Source organism: Corynebacterium sp. p3-SID1761 (genome assembly GCF_055862885.1).
Map to the genome: position 1 here is coordinate 56,958 of NZ_JBSQBJ010000005.1, position 15,777 is coordinate 72,734.

Below are 15,777 nucleotides of genomic sequence, written 5' to 3' on the forward strand. Positions count from 1 at the left end.
AGATCCTGGTTTTTCTTTCACTTCAAAGATCTAACAATTAAACCGGGATCTAACACTTCTAACAAGACCGCCAAGATCTAACGGATCTAACATAATCCACCAGGGTGGCGCTATGCTATGAGGCATGTCCGAGCACCCACATCAGACGCCCACACCCAGCCAGCGCAACCCCTTCCGCCCCAGTTTCGGCACATCGCCATATTACTTGGCAGGCAGGGCGGAGCTGCTACAGGATTTCGAACTCAGCCTAGCCGAAGGGCCCGGCTCCCCGCATCGCACAATCCTGGCCAGCGGTCTGCGTGGCGTGGGCAAGACAGTGCTACTCAACGAGATCGAGGACAAGGCCCGCACCCAGGGCTGGATCGTCCTGCGCGCCTACCCGAATAGCGACATGATCTCCGAGCTGGTTGAAACAACCATCCCCGCCGCCATCACTAGCATCGAGCAGCCACCAGAGCGCAAACTCTCCGGCGCCTCCCTCACCGGCGTAGGCAGCTTCCGCACGGAGGTTCACTCGCGAGCCGAGGAGCTCCGCAGTGTGCCCACACTCATCACCCGTCTACGCGAGCTCTCCGACGCAATCACCGGCACTGGCATCCTCATCACCCTCGACGAGTTGCAGTCCGCCGACCTCGACCAGCTCCACCGCCTAGCCACGGCAGTCCAGGACCTCATGCGTGACGAGCGCGATATCGCCTTCGTCTGCGCGGGACTCCCCCACGGCGTGGACACCCTGCTGCAGCACGAGGGCACCACGTTCTTGCGCCGCGCCTTCCGCGTGGATCTCCACGCTGTGCCGACCGAGGAGGTTTCCAAGACTCTCGCCATCACCGCTGCGGACTCTGGTCGCCCTTTTAGTGATGACGCCCTAGGCCGCGCCACTGACATTTGCCGCGGATACCCCTACCTCATTCAGGTGGTGGGCGCACTGTCGTGGGCTGCCGCGGGAATCGACGGGTCAAACACCATCGAGGCCGCACACGTGGAAACTGCCTCCCAGCGGGCGATCGACCGCATGACCAGCCACGTGCACCGACCCGCGCTGAGCCGCCTGCCGGAGGGCGAAATGAACTTCCTCCGCGCGATGGCTGCGATTTGTGCCGACGAAAGGGGCGTCAAGACCGGCGACATCGCCTCCCGCCTCGGCGTGGAACCGCGGGGACTTTCCACTTGGCGCAGCCGGCTCATTACCCGCGATCTCATTGAACCGGCCGGCTTTGGGCTCGTACGCTTCACGCTGCCATATATGCAGGACTACATCCGGCAGCAGGACATTTAGCCTGCACGACAAACAAAAAACCGGCGCCCTCCCCGCCAGCGTGAAAGCTTGGCGGAAGGGCGCCGGTTTGATGCAGCCGCCGAGGGGGGCGGCTTTCAACACCTAGGCCGAAGAACTACTTGCGGTTCTTCAGCTCCTCGGTAGCCTGCGGGGCAACGTTGAACAGGTCGCCCACAACACCGAAGTCTGCGATTTCGAAGATGGAAGCCTCTTCGTCCTTGTTCACAGCAACGATGGTCTTGGAGGTCTGCATACCAGCCTTGTGCTGGATAGCGCCGGAGATACCCAGTGCGATGTACAGGTTCGGGGAGACGGTAACACCGGTCTGGCCGACCTGGAACTTGCCCGGGTAGTAGTCGGCGTCCACAGCTGCACGGGAAGCACCAACAGCAGCGCCCATGACGTCGGCCAGTGGCTCGACAACGTCGGCGAAGCCCTCCGGGCCACCCACGCCACGACCACCGGAGACCACGATGTTGGCCTCGGTCAGGTCCGGGCGGTCACCCTGCTCTGCCGGAGCGAAGGAGGTGATGGTGACAGCGGTCGGGCCAGCGCCCGGCAGCTCTACCTGCTGGACGTTGCCAGCGGCAGCCTGCGGCTCCGGATCCAGGGAGCCCGGAGCCAGGGTGAAGACCGGGGATGCGCCAGCGGCGGAAGCGGTAACGGTGTAAGCGCCACCGAAGATGCTGATTTCAGCGGTCTTCTCCGCGGTGATGTTGTTGGTGTTGTACAGAACACCGGAAGCGACGCGAGCGCCGACGCGGCCAGCAACCTCGTTGCCGGTAGCGGTAGCGGAAACAAGAACCGGAACCTGCAGCTGGGCTGCCAGGCCGGACAGTGCGTCAACCTCAGGGGTGATCAGCAGGGACTCTGCCTGATCGGACTCAGCGGCGTAGATGTTCTCTGCGCCAGCCTCAGCCAGTGCGCCCTGCAGCTTCTCGGTGGTTCCGGGAGCGCCCACGACGACGGCGCCGACGGTGCCGAACACGCGTGCAGCGGTGATCAGCTCGACGGTGGAGTTCTTCAGCTGACCCTCACCGTGCTCAACCAGTACTAGTACGTTGGTCATGTCCTTAAATCCCTACTTCCCTTAAACCAGCTTTTCCTTGACCAGGAACTCGACCAGCTTCTTGCCGCCGTCGCCCTCGTCGTTGATGATCTCACCAGCCGACTTCGGCGGCTTCGGGGTGGAAGCAGAAACGGAGGTGGTGGCGTTTGCCAGACCAACGTTTGCAGCGTCCACGCCGATCTCTTCCAAAGACAGCTCTTCGATGGTCTTCTTCTTAGCAGCCATGATGCCCTTGAAGGCAGCGAAGCGCGGGGTGTTGGACTTCTCAGTCACAGAGACGATGGCCGGGGTCGGAGCCTCCAGACCGAAAACGCCCTCTTCGGTAACGCGCTTACCGGTGACCTTGCCACCCTCTACGTTTAGCTCCTCCATGTGAGTCAGAGCCGGGATCTGGCGGTACTCAGCCAGCAGACCCGGAACGGAGCCAGCGCCGCCATCGGTGGAGGCGTTACCGGTGATGATCAGCTCGATGTCCTCGATCTGGTTCAGAGCGTTGGACAGGGTCCATGCCGTGCCCAGTGCATCGGAGCCGGCCAGGTTGTCGTCGACAACCAGCTTGGCCTCGTCGCAGCCCAGGGACAGAGCCTTACGCAGCGCCTCGGTTGCGCGCTCCGGGCCGACAGACAGGACGATGACGTTGCGGGAGCTGTCAGCTTCCTTCAGCTGCAGCGCAGCCTCAACAGCGTTTTCGTTGATTTCGTCCAGGACAGCGTCTGCGCTGTCGCGGTCGAGGGTGAAGTCATCGTCGGTGAGCTTGCGCTCGGAGTAGGTGTCCGGCACCTGCTTAACCAGAACAACGATGTTCGACATTCGTTGACCTTCCTGCTTGGGTATTGTGATTTGGCACCATAGTATCTACCACTAGGTGATCACCGCCACAACTTTCCTATATTGTTTTAGAACTACCCCCGCGCCCCCTGACACGGGCGACACACATAGGCCATAGCCTTCGCGGCGGCACCCTCCCCCAGTCGCGTCACGATGACGGAATACATTTCATTACTCCCCTTTTTCAGCTTCCATTTTTTGCGCAGCTCATCCGGATCCACGTCCACACCCCGCACAAGAATCTCCACATTCTTTGCCCCCAGCCCCACCAATGCAGTGCGGGCCTTCTTCAGCGGAACTTCCTCTAGAACCTCAAAACCGCGCTCCCCGGCAGGCACCTGATCCCCGCTGAGATAAGCGATATGCGGGTCAAGCTGCCATAGGCCGTGCCGCGCAGCATAATGCCGTACCAACCCGGCGCGCACTATGGCTCCATCGGGATCCACAATGTAGCGCCCCGCCCCACTCACACAATCCGTTTCAGGCTCGTCACTGCTAATTGTCTCTTTAACTGTTGACGCCCGCATCACCACCGCGCGGCGTCCCCGCCCGACTATGCCGGGAGTATAAAGGCACGTTTCCTTTACTCCTCCATCGACTGACACGACCTCCACATGGCCGTCGAACTCAGAGTAATCAATTCCGGGCGCGCATTTGACCACTAAATTTTCGTACCGCTCCGTGAGCTCCGGCAGCGGTGGCTGTAGGTCTTCCAACTTCGTCACCCGTCCCGAAGAATTGCGTCGGGCCGGGTCGGCTACGACTACACCGGAGGTCACGACTCTCGTACAAGCTGGGCGTAGTGCATCCATTCGCACCACGGGAACCTCGGGCACATTGAAGCGAGCCATGCGGAGGCGTTGGTGGTCCAGATCTCCACCCAGTACCTGCAACCCGGCTTGGGCAAGCGCTTGCAACTCGGTGCCGATACTGCAAGTGACATCCACGGCATTGCCCACCCCGGCGTTCTTCAAGACCTCGGCGCGCCACGCGGCCACTACGGGCGGGGTGGCCTGCTGAGTGGATTCACTATCCATCAACCAGCTTTGCGGCAGCTTGTCGGCACGGCGAGCCTGCACGAGTTCGACGAGGGCGCGGGCGTGCTCCCCATATGTCTTGCGCAGGTGGGAAAGGTCCTGCACGAGGGATTTCTTGGTCAGCTGATACGTGGTGGCGTCATTAATAAAGAGCGAGCCAGCGGCAGAGTCGGCAAGTAAAAAGTCCAGTTCAGATGCAGTAAAGGCCATAGTTGTGCGGGGCCTACTGCTCGTAGGAGTCCGGGCGGCTAGCGAAGGGGTTAGCGGGAAGCTCGGCAGGATCCACGGCGAACTTCATACCCGGCGCGAATTGGCGGGCGGGCGCGCCGTACATCTGCTGCTCCATCAGGTAGTACTCGGCCATGTAGGGCTCATCGACAGGCTCAGCCAGTACGGGGTCGACAGAAAGATTCGAGGAGAAGTCCAATACTTCCTCGACAGTCCGGAAGGTATCCAGCAACTTGAGCTGCGCCCATGTCGGAGGCATCAGGGAAATCTTGCGGGAGCGCCAGCCGTCCAACAGCGTGGAGGGGCGGAACCATCCCGTAGAAGTGGCCTCAGGAGTGTCATCGCGAGTCTGCTGTCCCTCCGGCATGGCAGCGACAAAGAAGGCCGTGTCATAGCGAATGGGCTGTTCAACCGGGGTAACCCAGTTCGCCCAGGGGCGTAAAAGGTCGGAGCGGAGAACGAGGTTATTGTTGCTCATAAAGTCCGAAAAGCTCAGCTGGTGGTTCTCCAGCAGCTTGCGCTCCGCCTGAAATGGGGTGGTGTCAACCACAGGGGAACCATCGCGGTGCGTCGCCAGCAGAGTGCCGGACTCTTCAAAGGTTTCGCGCACCGCGGCACAGACGAGGGCGCGGGCCATGGATTCCGGCTTCTGCAGGCGCTTAGCCCACCACTTGACCTCCGCACCTTGCCAGTTAATCGCTGGCGATTCGTGACCATCGCCGTCTACGTCACCTGGCATGTCACGGGAATCCACGCCCCCGCCTGGGAAAACCGTCATCTCGGCGCAGAATTTCATGGTCGAGGCACGTTCCTGGACGTACACCTCGATCCCTGACAACGTATCGCGCAACAGAATCACCGTTGACGCGTGGCGTGGCTGCACTGGGCCCAAACGGTTTTCCAACATGAATCAGAGTCTACCGATCTTCCCGGGAGCGGTGGCTGCCGCGGCTTTGGCGACTGCGGCGGGCAAACCAGCGACCTTGTTCGTACTTGACCTCAATTGGTTGATGGAAGGTGCGGGTCAGGTTCTCGCTGGTCATCACGTCCTCCAGGATGCCCTGGGCGACGACTTCCCCCTCGTCCAACAGCAGCGCGTGGGTGAATCCCGGCGGGATTTCCTCCACATGGTGAGTGATCATCACGATTGCCGGGGAATCCGCGTCCGCCGCTAGTTCGGATAAAAGCGCCACCAGATCCTCCCGACCGCCCAGATCCAGGCCGGCACCTGGTTCGTCCAGCAGCAGCAGTTCCGGATCGTTCATCAATGCCCGGGCAATGAGCACGCGCTTGCGCTCACCTTCACTCAGCGTGGACCAGGTTTGCTCGGCGAGGTGATAGGCGCCGATGCTTTCCAAAATCTCGATAGCGCGGTCATAGTCCAACTCGTCATAAGCCTCGCGCCAGCGGCCGAGTACGTCGTAGCCGGCGGAGATGACGATATCCGCGACCTTCTCCTCACCCGGCACGCGTTGTGCCAATGCCGAGGAGCTCATACCGATGGCAGTGCGCAGCTCGCGCAGGTCGACTTTACCCACCTGCTCACCCACCAGCTTTACGGTGCCGGTGGTCGGAAACATCTGTGCCGAAGCCAGACGCATCAAAGTGGTCTTGCCTGCCCCGTTAGGGCCGACGATAATCCAGCGTTCGTCCAGCTCCACCTGCCAATCCATGGGCGCCAGAATGGCTCGGCCATCGCGCACAACGGATACGCCGCGCATGTTAACAATCAGGTCGTCCTCGTCGACCTGGGCGGTAGCCGGGGCAGAAATCAGGTTCGTCACGTTGTCGCTCACTCCCCCATGGTGCCTCAAGATCCGCGCGAAGTGTGCCAACAACATAGGCTTACGGTGTAACGCCACAACAAACGCCATGTGTAAGGAGTTTCCACCATGACCGGCCGCCTCGGCATCGACTGCATCTCCCCCGTCATTTCCCACGGAGCCACCCCCGCCAAGGCCATTGTCGGCCAGGTGTTCCCGGTCAGCGCCAGCGTCTGGCGTGAGGGCCATGACGCCATCTCCGCCACGCTCGTCGTTCGCCGCCCTGCCGGCGCCGAGGGCGGGCGTGCGAAGATCACAATGACTCCCGACCCCGAGGACGTCGACCGTCGCCACGCTGTGTTCGTTCCGGATGTGCCGGGTATGTGGACCTTTCGTGTTGACGCCTGGTCGGATCCAGCCGCGACCTGGTTCAACGCGATCACCAAGAAGGTAGCTGCAGGCCAGGATGCCCATGCCTTGGCCAACGATTTCGAGATCGGCGCGCGGCTGTTCGAGCGGGCGTCGGAAAAGGCGTCCCGCAAGCATCGCGAGCTGGTTTCCTCCGTACCTGGCCAGCTGCGCGATGAATCGCTGAGCATTGACGAGCGCTTGGCCACTGCACTCTCTCCGGAGATCAAAGAGGCACTGGACAAGCGCCCGCTGCGCGACCTGCTGACGCGCGGTCCGGAGTTCCACGTACTGGTGGAAGAAAAGACCGCTGGTGTGGGTTCCTGGTATGAGATGTTCCCGCGTTCCACCGGCGGCTGGGATGCCGAGGGCAACCCGGTACACGGGACCTTCGCCACCGCCGCAGCGGATCTTCCTCGCATCGCGGACATGGGATTCGACGTGGTCTATCTGCCACCAATCCACCCGATCGGGGAAATCAACCGAAAGGGCAAGAACAACACGCTGACCCCTACCCCGGAGGACGTTGGCTCTCCGTGGGCGATCGGTTCTAAGGACGGCGGCCACGAGGCTGTTCACCCACGCCTGGGCACTGTCGAGGACTTTGAGGCTTTCGTCGCCGCGGCCAGCGACCTCGGCCTGAAGGTCGCGCTGGATCTGGCTTTGCAATGTGCCCCCGACCATCCATGGGCGCAGCAGCATCCTGAGTGGTTCACCGTATTGCCAGATGGCACCATCGCCTATGCCGAGAACCCGCCGAAGAAGTACCAGGACATCTACCCGCTGAACTTCGACAACGATCCGGAGGGCCTGTACCACGAGGTGCTGCGGGTCGTACGCCTGTGGATTGGCCGTGGCGTGCGGATCTTCCGCGTGGATAACCCCCACACCAAACCCGCGAACTTCTGGGAGTGGCTGATCGCGGAGATCCACGCCACCGACCCGGATGTAGTCTTCCTCTCCGAGGCATTCACCCGCCCGCCGCGCCTCTATGGCCTGGCGAAGGCTGGATTTACTCAGTCCTACAGCTACTTCACGTGGAAAACCACAAAGGCAGAACTGGAGGAGTTCGCGGGAGATATCGCGAACTACGCCGATGTTTTCCGCCCGAATCTCTTCGTCAATACCCCGGATATTCTGCACGAGTCCCTGCAGACCGGTGGCAAGGCCATGTTCGCTATCCGCGCTGCGCTGGCTGCCACGATGTCTCCGCTGTGGGGTGTGTACTCCGGCTTCGAGATCTACGAATCCACCCCGGTCCACGCCGGTTCGGAGGAGTACCTAGATTCCGAGAAATACGAGCTACGCCCGCGCGACTATACGGCGGACAATTGCTCTGAATGGATCAGGGATCTGAACAAGTGGCGTCGCGAAAACCCGGCGCTACAGCAGCAGCGCACCCTGCGCCTCCACGAGACAACCAGCGACGACCTTCTGGCTTATTCGAAGGTCGACGGGGTAACCGGCAATACGGTGCTGGTCGTGGTGAACCTGAATCCGAACCAGATCGTCGAGGGTTCGGTGAACCTCGATACCGAGGCGCTCGGCCTGGGCGCCCCGCACGATGCACACTTCGAGGTGACTGACCTGCCGACGAACCAGACCTACACATGGGGCGCCAACAACTATGTGCGCTTGGATCCAGATTTCCAGGTTGCACACATCTTCACACTGCCCACCCTTGGTGAGGGTGAGCGCGAGCGGGTCTGCATGCGAGGTCAGGAAGAATACGATCCCCGCAGGTAGAATTGGCGGGTATGAACCACGATTACCACCGGCTCGCAGAACGCAGGCACCACGCCCCTCACGACGTCCTAGGGGCGCACGATAACGGCGACGGCACCACCACAATCCGCACGGTCCAGTGCGGGGCGGAGTCCGTCGCCGTCCGTATCAACGGTGGTGATCTCCTTCCGATGACACCAACCGACGAATACCCGGCGCTATTCACCGCAACCGTGGACTATTTCGTTGACACCTACATCTTCGAGGTCACGTGGATGGGTGGGGGCACCACCACCCTGGAAGATCCCTACAGCCATCTGCCAACCGTTGGCGACTTGGATCGCTACCTCATCGGCGAAGGCCGCCATGAGGAACTGTGGAAGGTTCTCGGCGCGCACATAGTCGACGGTGGTGTGGCCTTCTCCGTATGGGCTCCGCATGCGGCAGGCGTGTCCGTGATCGGCGATTTCAACGGCTGGAATGCTAACCAGCACCCTTTGCGTGCACTGGGCAGCAGTGGCATCTGGGAGCTGTGGATCCCCGGTATCGGGGCCGGCACCCGCTACAAGTTCTCCATCACCACCGGCGACGGCGTGCGTTTGGATAAGGCCGATCCCATGGCACGCCTAGCCGAACCTGCCCCTGCGACCGCCTCGATTGTTGTCGCGGATAGCGAGTTCCAGTGGAGCGACGACGAATGGTTGGCTCACCGCGCCGCCGTAGGCGTTGACGAGACGATGAGTATCTACGAGATGCACCTCGGTAGCTGGCGCAAGGGGTTGAGCTACCAGCAGCTGGCCGTGGAGCTCGTGGAGTATGTCAAGAAGATGGGCTACACCCACGTGGAGCTAATGGGAGTCTCCGAGCACCCGTTCGAGCCCTCGTGGGGTTACCAGGTCACCGGCTACTACGCGCCGAATAACCGCTATGGAACTCCGGACGATCTGCGCCTGCTGATCGATTCCCTTCACCGCGCGGGCATCGGCGTCATCATGGACTGGGTTCCCGGGCACTTCCCCAAGGACGGTTGGGCCCTGGGGCGCTTCGACGGTGAAGCCTGCTACGAGCACCCGGATCCCCGCCGTGGAGAGCAGCCGGACTGGGGAACGTACGTTTTCGACTTTGGACGTAACGAAGTCCGCAACTTCCTCGTAGCCAATGCACTGTATTGGTGCAAGGAATTCCACATCGACGGTCTGCGCGTGGATGCTGTAGCTTCCATGCTCTACCTGGACTACTCCCGTGATGACTGGCTACCCAACGAGCACGGCGGGCGGGAGAACCTGGATGCCGTCCGGTTCCTGCAGGAAATGAATGCCACGGTGCACCGCGAATGCCCGGGCTCGCTGACCATCGCAGAAGAGTCGACCTCCTGGCCGGGCGTGACCGCCCCCACCAGCGAGGGCGGGCTGGGCTTTAGCTTGAAATGGAACATGGGTTGGATGCACGACAGCCTCGAATACATCCAGCGAGATCCGGCCTACCGCAGCTACCACCACAACGAGATCACGTTCTCCATGGTTTATGCGTACTCCGAGAAGTACGTGTTGCCGATCAGCCACGATGAGGTTGTGCACGGCAAGGGCACGCTGTGGTCGCGTATGCCTGCAGGTTCTGCGTGGGATAGAGCCGCAATGGTGCGGAGTTACCTGGCCTTTATGTGGGCTCACCCCGGCAAGAAGCTATTGTTCCAGGGGCAGGAATGGGGCCAGACCGAGGAGTGGAACGAATCCCGCGGTCTCGATTGGCAGAACCTAGAGGGGTGGGAGGGCGAGTTCCACCGTGGCATTAGCGCCCTGACCAGCCAGCTCAACGAGCTCTATCATTCCGAGCCTGCACTCGGCCAGGATCACTCCCCCGAGGGCTTCCAATGGATCGCCAACGATGACTCGTCGAACAATGTTCTCTCTTTTATTCGACGCCACCACGGACGTGAGCTGGCGTGTGTGATTAACTTCTCGGGCATCACGCAGGAGGACTACCGCATCGGCCTGCCGCAGGCCGGAACATGGCGCGAGGTGCTCAATACCGACGACGTGCAGTACGAGGGTGCTGGGCGTGTCAGTGGTGATCTACACACCGAGCCAACCGGTTCGCACGGCATGGATTCCTCTGCCGTCCTGCAGATCCCGGCGCACAGCGCGCGCTGGTTCGTCCTGGAGGGCTAGACCCCGCCGGAGCCGTATGGCTCCAGCGGGGTCAAAGAGGCGAAAGCGCTTAGAACAGTGCCGAGGCCATGCGAGTGCGGCCTGCAATAACCTCGGGGTCTGCCGGGTCGAATAAACTGAACAGCTCAAGCAGGCGAGTCTTCGCCTGCTTTTTGTTTTCCTCGCTTCCCTCGGCAGAGGGACGCAGCTGTTCGATCAGCAGATCGAAAGCCTGGGGCTTATCGCCGGCCAGCAATAGGCGGTCGGATTCCGCAAACTCGTCTCCCCCGTCGGCAAGGCGTTGCATAAGCAGCGCATTCGCGCGTGCCGCCCGAGCTTCTGCCACAGTCTCCTCATCGGCCTGTCCTGGCGCTGCAAGAATCGCGTCATATTCCGCCACAGCACCCGCGTAGTCTTCCTGTTCCAGCTTCTCGGCGGCAGCCTGAAGTCGCGGGTCGCCAGCGTTGGGATCGGTGTCTCCTGCGCCGCCAACACCATCTGCGCCCTCTGCACCGGCAGCGCCATGAGCTGGATCCTCCTCCGCGGCCAGCCCGCGGAGTTTGCCGTCCACTGCCTGTACAACAGCATCGACCCAGCCCTTGAGCTGAGCTGCCGGCTGACCGCCTTCAAAGTTGGTCAAAGGGCGACCTGCTGCCAAAGCGATCACAGTGGGGATCGCTTGCACGCCAAAGGCCTGCGCGACTTCCGGGGTGGCATCCACATCCACGTAGCGGAAAAGCCACTTTGTTGGTGCCTGCTGAGATTCCACCATGTGGGTGAAATCCTGGCGCATCTGCTCCGAGGCCTCCGAGCGAACGGAGCCCAGCAGCGCGATCACCGGCACCTGAGTCGAACGCACAACCAGGTCAAGCTCGAAATTTTCTGGAGTAATCGTAGATACGAAGGTGGCAACACCACCGGCTGCACCGGCTGCAGCTCCCTGGGCGCCCGGTGTTCCCTGCCCGGCCTGAGCGCGCTGAGCCTGTGCCGCTTGGGCTTGCGCGCGTTGCTCCGCCTGCTGCTTCACCGCACCGAGATCCACCGCACCCGCAACGAACCGAGACGGAGGAGTATTGGAAGGATTCGTCACCTTAGAAAGGTCCTTTCTTCTGCTTCTGCTGGCTTCTCAATGTTTTAGAAGAGCCTGAACTCGGAGGAATCGGTTCCTCGCATTGCTTCGTAGTCCAGCGTAACGCACCGGAATCCCCGATCCTCTGCCAGAGTGCGCGCCTGTGGTTTGATCTCCTGCGCTGCTAACACGCCTGACACCGGCGCAAGCAGCTCATCGCGGTTCAGTAGCTCCACATAGCGCGTCAGCTGCTCCACGCCGTCGATGCCGCCGCGGCGTTTAATCTCCACCGCGACTGTCGCCCCGGTGGAGTCCTTGGACAGAATGTCTACCGGGCCGATGGCAGTTGGATATTCGCGGCGCACTAGTGTGTACCCCTCCCCCAGAATCTCGATCTGCTCGGCCAACAATTCCTGCAGGTGGGCTTCCACACCGTCCTTTACCAGGCCAGGATCCTCCCCCAGATCATGCTCGGTATCTGAATAGATTTCGAAGATCTGGATTCGCAGCTGCTCTCCCTTTGGATTCGCTACGATCCACAACTGTTCGACCCCCTCATTGTCTAGCTCCGAATACTCGGTGGGGGCGTCATCACCCTCGAAAGAAGAAGCATCGACGGCCTCCAAGGTGCAGGGCGGCATCATCCAGTTGAGGGGCTTGTAGGCTCGATCGTCTGCGTGGATGGAAACCGAACCATCGGCTTTGACCAGGATTAAGCGATCAGCGGGTGGCAGATGAGCCTCAAGACGGCCGACATAATCGACACAGCAGCGGGCAATGACTAAGCGCATGGTTGTTCAGCCTACGCTACGGTCGCGCGGGCCAACCAGTAAGGCGCGGAAGTGCTGTACTAATGGCGGGGTATACGGCGCTCCGACGGAGCCGACTCCAGCCATGCTACGAGCGCGGTATCACCCGAACTGTCCAAGGCAATTTCCCAATGCCTGCCCCGGTGAGAGACCTCTACAATATGAACGTGATCCTCCAGGAAGGCCGACTCGCGCTGCGTTATCTCGCGGCGAGAAACGATATGAGTGCCCAGGCGCGTTAGCACAACATCGGAGGCAGGGCGGAGGCTGCGCAGTTTATAGAATTGGGCGGAAAGGCCAGAATACTTCAAAATCCCGTGGCGCCAGTGCCTTCCATCGGAATTAGGCAGGCGCCGCAAAACCACGGGATAGCCCTGGGAACGTAAAGCGAAAAATCGCCACACGATAGCAACGATGACGAGCGCCACCAACGCCAGGATTAAGTACCACAACCACGCCATATATTTAACTTACAGCCCTGAAGGAAGTTTCGAAAAGCAAAGCGGGCTCCACCCTAAGAAATAGAGTGGAGCCCGCTTAAAAAGGGACGTATGGGCTAAAACTAGTTAGCGGTCATACGCTTCGCAGCGCGCAGCTCGGACTCGGCAACGGCCTTCTCGTGCTCAGTCTCAGCGGACTGTGCGCGAGCCTCGGCGTCCGCAACGTTGACCTCGTTGGCCCACGTCGCAGAATCCGCCAGAATGGTGATCTTCTCGGAAGATACGGACAGGAAACCGCCCTGCACCGCAGCGACCAGCTTCTCACCGGTGTTAGTCCGAATGGTGACGACGCCGTTCTCGACCAGCTGGCCGAGCAGAGGCTCGTGACCAGGGAGCACGCCGATCTCGCCCTCAGTGGTCTGCGCGGTAACGGACGTTGCGGTACCAACCCACAGCGGACGTTCCACGGAAACCAGTTGTGCGGCAATCTCAGCCATGTGCCTAACCCCTTACTTTTCGGTCATCTTCTTGTAAGCAGCCTCGACATCGTCGAGACCACCCAGACCGTTGAAGGCCTGCTCCGGGTAAGCGTCGAACTCGCCGTCGCAGATGCGCTCGAAGGCATCGATCGTGTCCTTCAGTGGCACGTAGGAGCCCGGCAGGCCGGTGAACTTCTCCGCAACGAAGAAGTTCTGGCCCAGGAAGCGCTCCAGGCGACGTGCGCGCTGAACGGTGATCTTGTCCTCTTCCGAGAGCTCGTCCATACCCAGGATGGCGATGATGTCCTGCAGTTCCTTGTTCTTCTGCAGGATGTGGATCACGCGCTGAGCAACCTCGTAGTGACGCTCGCCGACGATACCCGGCTCGAGGATACGAGAGGTAGAGGTCAGCGGGTTCACAGCAGGGTAGATACCCTTCGAGGCGATCGAACGATCCAGCTCGGTGGTCGCATCCAGGTGGGCGAAGGTCGTAGCCGGTGCCGGGTCGGTGTAGTCATCGGCCGGCACGTACACGGCCTGCAGGGAGGTAATGGAACGACCCTTGGTCGAGGTAATACGCTCCTGCAGCACACCCATCTCGTCAGCCAGGGTGGGCTGGTAGCCCACGGCGGAAGGCATACGACCCAGCAGGGTCGATACCTCAGAGCCGGCCTGGGTGAAACGGAAGATGTTGTCGATGAACAGCAGCACGTCCTGGTTCTGTACATCGCGGAAGTACTCCGCCATGGTCAGACCGGACAGAGCCACGCGCATACGGACTCCCGGCGGCTCGTCCATCTGGCCGAACACAAGCGCGGTATCCTGCAGCACGCCCATCTCTTCCATTTCCAGGAAGAGGTCGGTGCCCTCACGGGTACGCTCACCAACACCTGCGAACACGGAGGTACCGGAGAACTCGCGAGCAATACGGGTAATCATCTCCTGGATGAGCACCGTCTTACCCACACCTGCACCACCGAATAGGCCGATCTTGCCGCCCTTGACGTACGGGGTCAGCAGGTCGATGACCTTAATACCGGTCTCCAGGATCTCGGTCTTACCCTCGAGCTGGTCGAATGCCGGCGGCTCGCGGTGGATGCCCCACTGCTCGCCGTCGCGGCCTAGACCTGGCTCGTCCAGGCAGTCGCCCAGCGCGTTGAAGACGTGGCCCTTGACGACGTCGCCGACGGGCACGGAAATCGGCTTACCGGTGTCGGTAACCGCGGCGCCACGGATCAGACCGTCGGTCGGAGCCATGGACACGGCGCGAACGAGGTTGTCCCCGAGGTGCTGTGCGACCTCCAGGGTGATGGTCTTTGCCACTGCCTCGAGGTCAACCTCGACGGTCAGGGCGTTGAACAGTGCTGGCTGCTGGCCACGCGGAAACTCCACGTCGACGACCGGGCCGATAACTCGCACGACGCGGCCCGCAACAGCCGATTCAGCGGGCTGCTGAATCTTGTTTGCTGTAGTCATACTTAATCACTTTCTCCGCTATCGGCGAGCGCGGATGCGCCACCGACGATCTCTGTAATTTCCTGGGTAATCTGGGCCTGACGAGCCTGGTTAGCCACTCGCGAGAGCTGCTTGACCAGGTCGGTCGCGTTGTCGGTTGCGGCGCTCATCGCGGTACGACGCGCTGCGGATTCCGACGCCGCAGACTCCAGCATTGCTGCGAAGATGCCTCGGGAGACATACTGCGGCAGCAAAGCCTTCAACAGGGTGTCTGGGTCGGGTTCAAAGTCGTAGTCGGCAGCGACATGGTCGGCCTTGTCGGAGACCAAGTCCTCGCCGAGTTCCAGCTTTTCTTCCTCAACCACAGTCTCGATCGGCAACAGTCGGTGTGCCTCTGGGGTCTGGCTCAGCATGGAAACGAAACGGGTGTACACAATGTGCACCTCGTCGAATCCCTGAATGCCCTGTCCTTCTTCCACATTGAGGCCCTCACGCCACTTAGCGGTTCCCTCGGAACCGGCGACGAAGCCATCAATCAGGTGGCGACGAACATCGTGGGTGGCTGCGTAGTCGGGATCCTGGGAGTAACCCGACCAGGCGCCTGCGATGTCCTCACCGCGGAAGTTGTAGTAGGAGATGCCCTTGTTACCAGAGACGTACAGAACAACGTCCTTGCCTTCGTTCTCCAGGCGCTTGCGCAACTCTGCAGTCTTCTTGAAGACGTTGTTGTTGTAGCCACCGCACATGCCACGGTCACTTGAAACCACGAGGATCGCAGCACGGGAAGCCCCAGCAGGCTCCTGCAGGATCTTGTGATCCAGAGAGCTTGCGGATGCCAGACGCTGAACGACGCGGGTGATTTCCTCCGCGTAAGGCTCTGCCTCTTCAACGCGCGCCTGAGCCTTGGTGATCCTCGAGGTGGCGATGAGCTCCTGGGCCTTCGTGATCTTCTTCGTTGAGTTCACGGACTTGATGCGTGTCCTCAGCTCGCGAAGACTAGCCATAACTATCGCCTCCCTTCTGTTTCATTAATGTTCTTGG

At 61.0% G+C, this 15,777-nt stretch carries 14 protein-coding genes; 3 read left to right on the forward strand and 11 right to left on the reverse strand.

Features of this window, described 5'->3' with window-relative positions:
• Positions 1-124 precede the first annotated feature (124 nt).
• Positions 125-1,279: an ATP-binding protein gene (locus tag ACWXWJ_RS04400; protein ID WP_473963672.1), complete on the forward strand. Its 1,155-nt coding sequence runs from the start codon at positions 125-127 to the stop codon at positions 1,277-1,279.
• 115 nt (positions 1,280-1,394) lie between these two features.
• On the opposite strand, the gene ACWXWJ_RS04405 is transcribed toward ACWXWJ_RS04400, so the two are convergent.
• From ACWXWJ_RS04405 to ACWXWJ_RS04425, 5 genes are all read right to left on the reverse strand, one after another.
• Positions 1,395-2,348 carry an electron transfer flavoprotein subunit alpha/FixB family protein gene (locus ACWXWJ_RS04405; RefSeq protein WP_448307513.1) on the reverse strand — a complete coding sequence of 318 codons (954 nt, stop codon included), beginning with the start codon at positions 2,346-2,348 and terminating at the stop codon, positions 1,395-1,397.
• Between the two features lie 21 nt (positions 2,349-2,369).
• The gene (locus ACWXWJ_RS04410; RefSeq protein WP_293789825.1) at positions 2,370-3,158 is read right to left on the reverse strand and encodes an electron transfer flavoprotein subunit beta/FixA family protein; all 789 of its coding nucleotides are present in this window, start codon (positions 3,156-3,158) and stop codon (positions 2,370-2,372) included.
• A gap of 92 nt (positions 3,159-3,250) precedes the next feature.
• A complete protein-coding gene (locus ACWXWJ_RS04415; RefSeq protein ID WP_473963673.1) occupies positions 3,251-4,423 on the reverse strand; it encodes a THUMP-like domain-containing protein in 1,173 nt (390 codons plus the stop codon).
• 13 nt (positions 4,424-4,436) lie between these two features.
• Positions 4,437-5,348: an NUDIX hydrolase gene (locus ACWXWJ_RS04420; RefSeq protein WP_448307511.1), complete on the reverse strand. Its 912-nt coding sequence runs from the start codon at positions 5,346-5,348 to the stop codon at positions 4,437-4,439.
• A 10-nt stretch (positions 5,349-5,358) separates the two neighbouring features.
• Entirely contained in the window at positions 5,359-6,282 is a 924-nt protein-coding gene (locus ACWXWJ_RS04425; protein WP_473963674.1) for an ABC transporter ATP-binding protein, read from the reverse strand.
• Positions 6,283-6,333: 51 nt separating this feature from the next.
• On the opposite strand from ACWXWJ_RS04425, the gene ACWXWJ_RS04430 reads away from it, so the two are divergent.
• Together ACWXWJ_RS04430 and glgB are read left to right on the forward strand one after the other, a co-directional pair.
• Positions 6,334-8,358, forward strand: coding sequence for an alpha-1,4-glucan--maltose-1-phosphate maltosyltransferase (locus tag ACWXWJ_RS04430; protein WP_473963675.1), 2,025 nt, complete (start codon positions 6,334-6,336; stop codon positions 8,356-8,358).
• A gap of 11 nt (positions 8,359-8,369) precedes the next feature.
• Positions 8,370-10,505, forward strand: coding sequence for a 1,4-alpha-glucan branching protein GlgB (gene glgB / locus ACWXWJ_RS04435; RefSeq protein WP_473963676.1), 2,136 nt, complete (start codon positions 8,370-8,372; stop codon positions 10,503-10,505).
• A 49-nt stretch (positions 10,506-10,554) separates the two neighbouring features.
• Here glgB and ACWXWJ_RS04440 read toward each other — a convergent pair whose 3' ends face one another.
• From ACWXWJ_RS04440 to ACWXWJ_RS04465, 6 genes are all read right to left on the reverse strand, one after another.
• Positions 10,555-11,574, reverse strand: coding sequence for a tetratricopeptide repeat protein (locus tag ACWXWJ_RS04440; protein ID WP_473963677.1), 1,020 nt, complete (start codon positions 11,572-11,574; stop codon positions 10,555-10,557).
• Positions 11,575-11,618: 44 nt separating this feature from the next.
• A complete protein-coding gene (nucS, locus tag ACWXWJ_RS04445; RefSeq protein WP_473963678.1) occupies positions 11,619-12,344 on the reverse strand; it encodes an endonuclease NucS in 726 nt (241 codons plus the stop codon).
• A gap of 59 nt (positions 12,345-12,403) precedes the next feature.
• Positions 12,404-12,823 carry a DUF2550 domain-containing protein gene (locus ACWXWJ_RS04450; protein WP_293789804.1) on the reverse strand — a complete coding sequence of 140 codons (420 nt, stop codon included), beginning with the start codon at positions 12,821-12,823 and terminating at the stop codon, positions 12,404-12,406.
• 101 nt (positions 12,824-12,924) lie between these two features.
• The gene (locus tag ACWXWJ_RS04455) at positions 12,925-13,299 is read right to left on the reverse strand and encodes a F0F1 ATP synthase subunit epsilon (protein ID WP_293789802.1); all 375 of its coding nucleotides are present in this window, start codon (positions 13,297-13,299) and stop codon (positions 12,925-12,927) included.
• A gap of 12 nt (positions 13,300-13,311) precedes the next feature.
• Positions 13,312-14,757, reverse strand: coding sequence for a F0F1 ATP synthase subunit beta (gene atpD, locus ACWXWJ_RS04460; RefSeq protein ID WP_293789799.1), 1,446 nt, complete (start codon positions 14,755-14,757; stop codon positions 13,312-13,314).
• 2 nt (positions 14,758-14,759) lie between these two features.
• Positions 14,760-15,740 (reverse strand): F0F1 ATP synthase subunit gamma, encoded by a 981-nt coding sequence (locus tag ACWXWJ_RS04465; RefSeq protein WP_293789796.1) that lies wholly within the window; start codon positions 15,738-15,740, stop codon positions 14,760-14,762.
• Positions 15,741-15,777 lie beyond the last annotated feature (37 nt).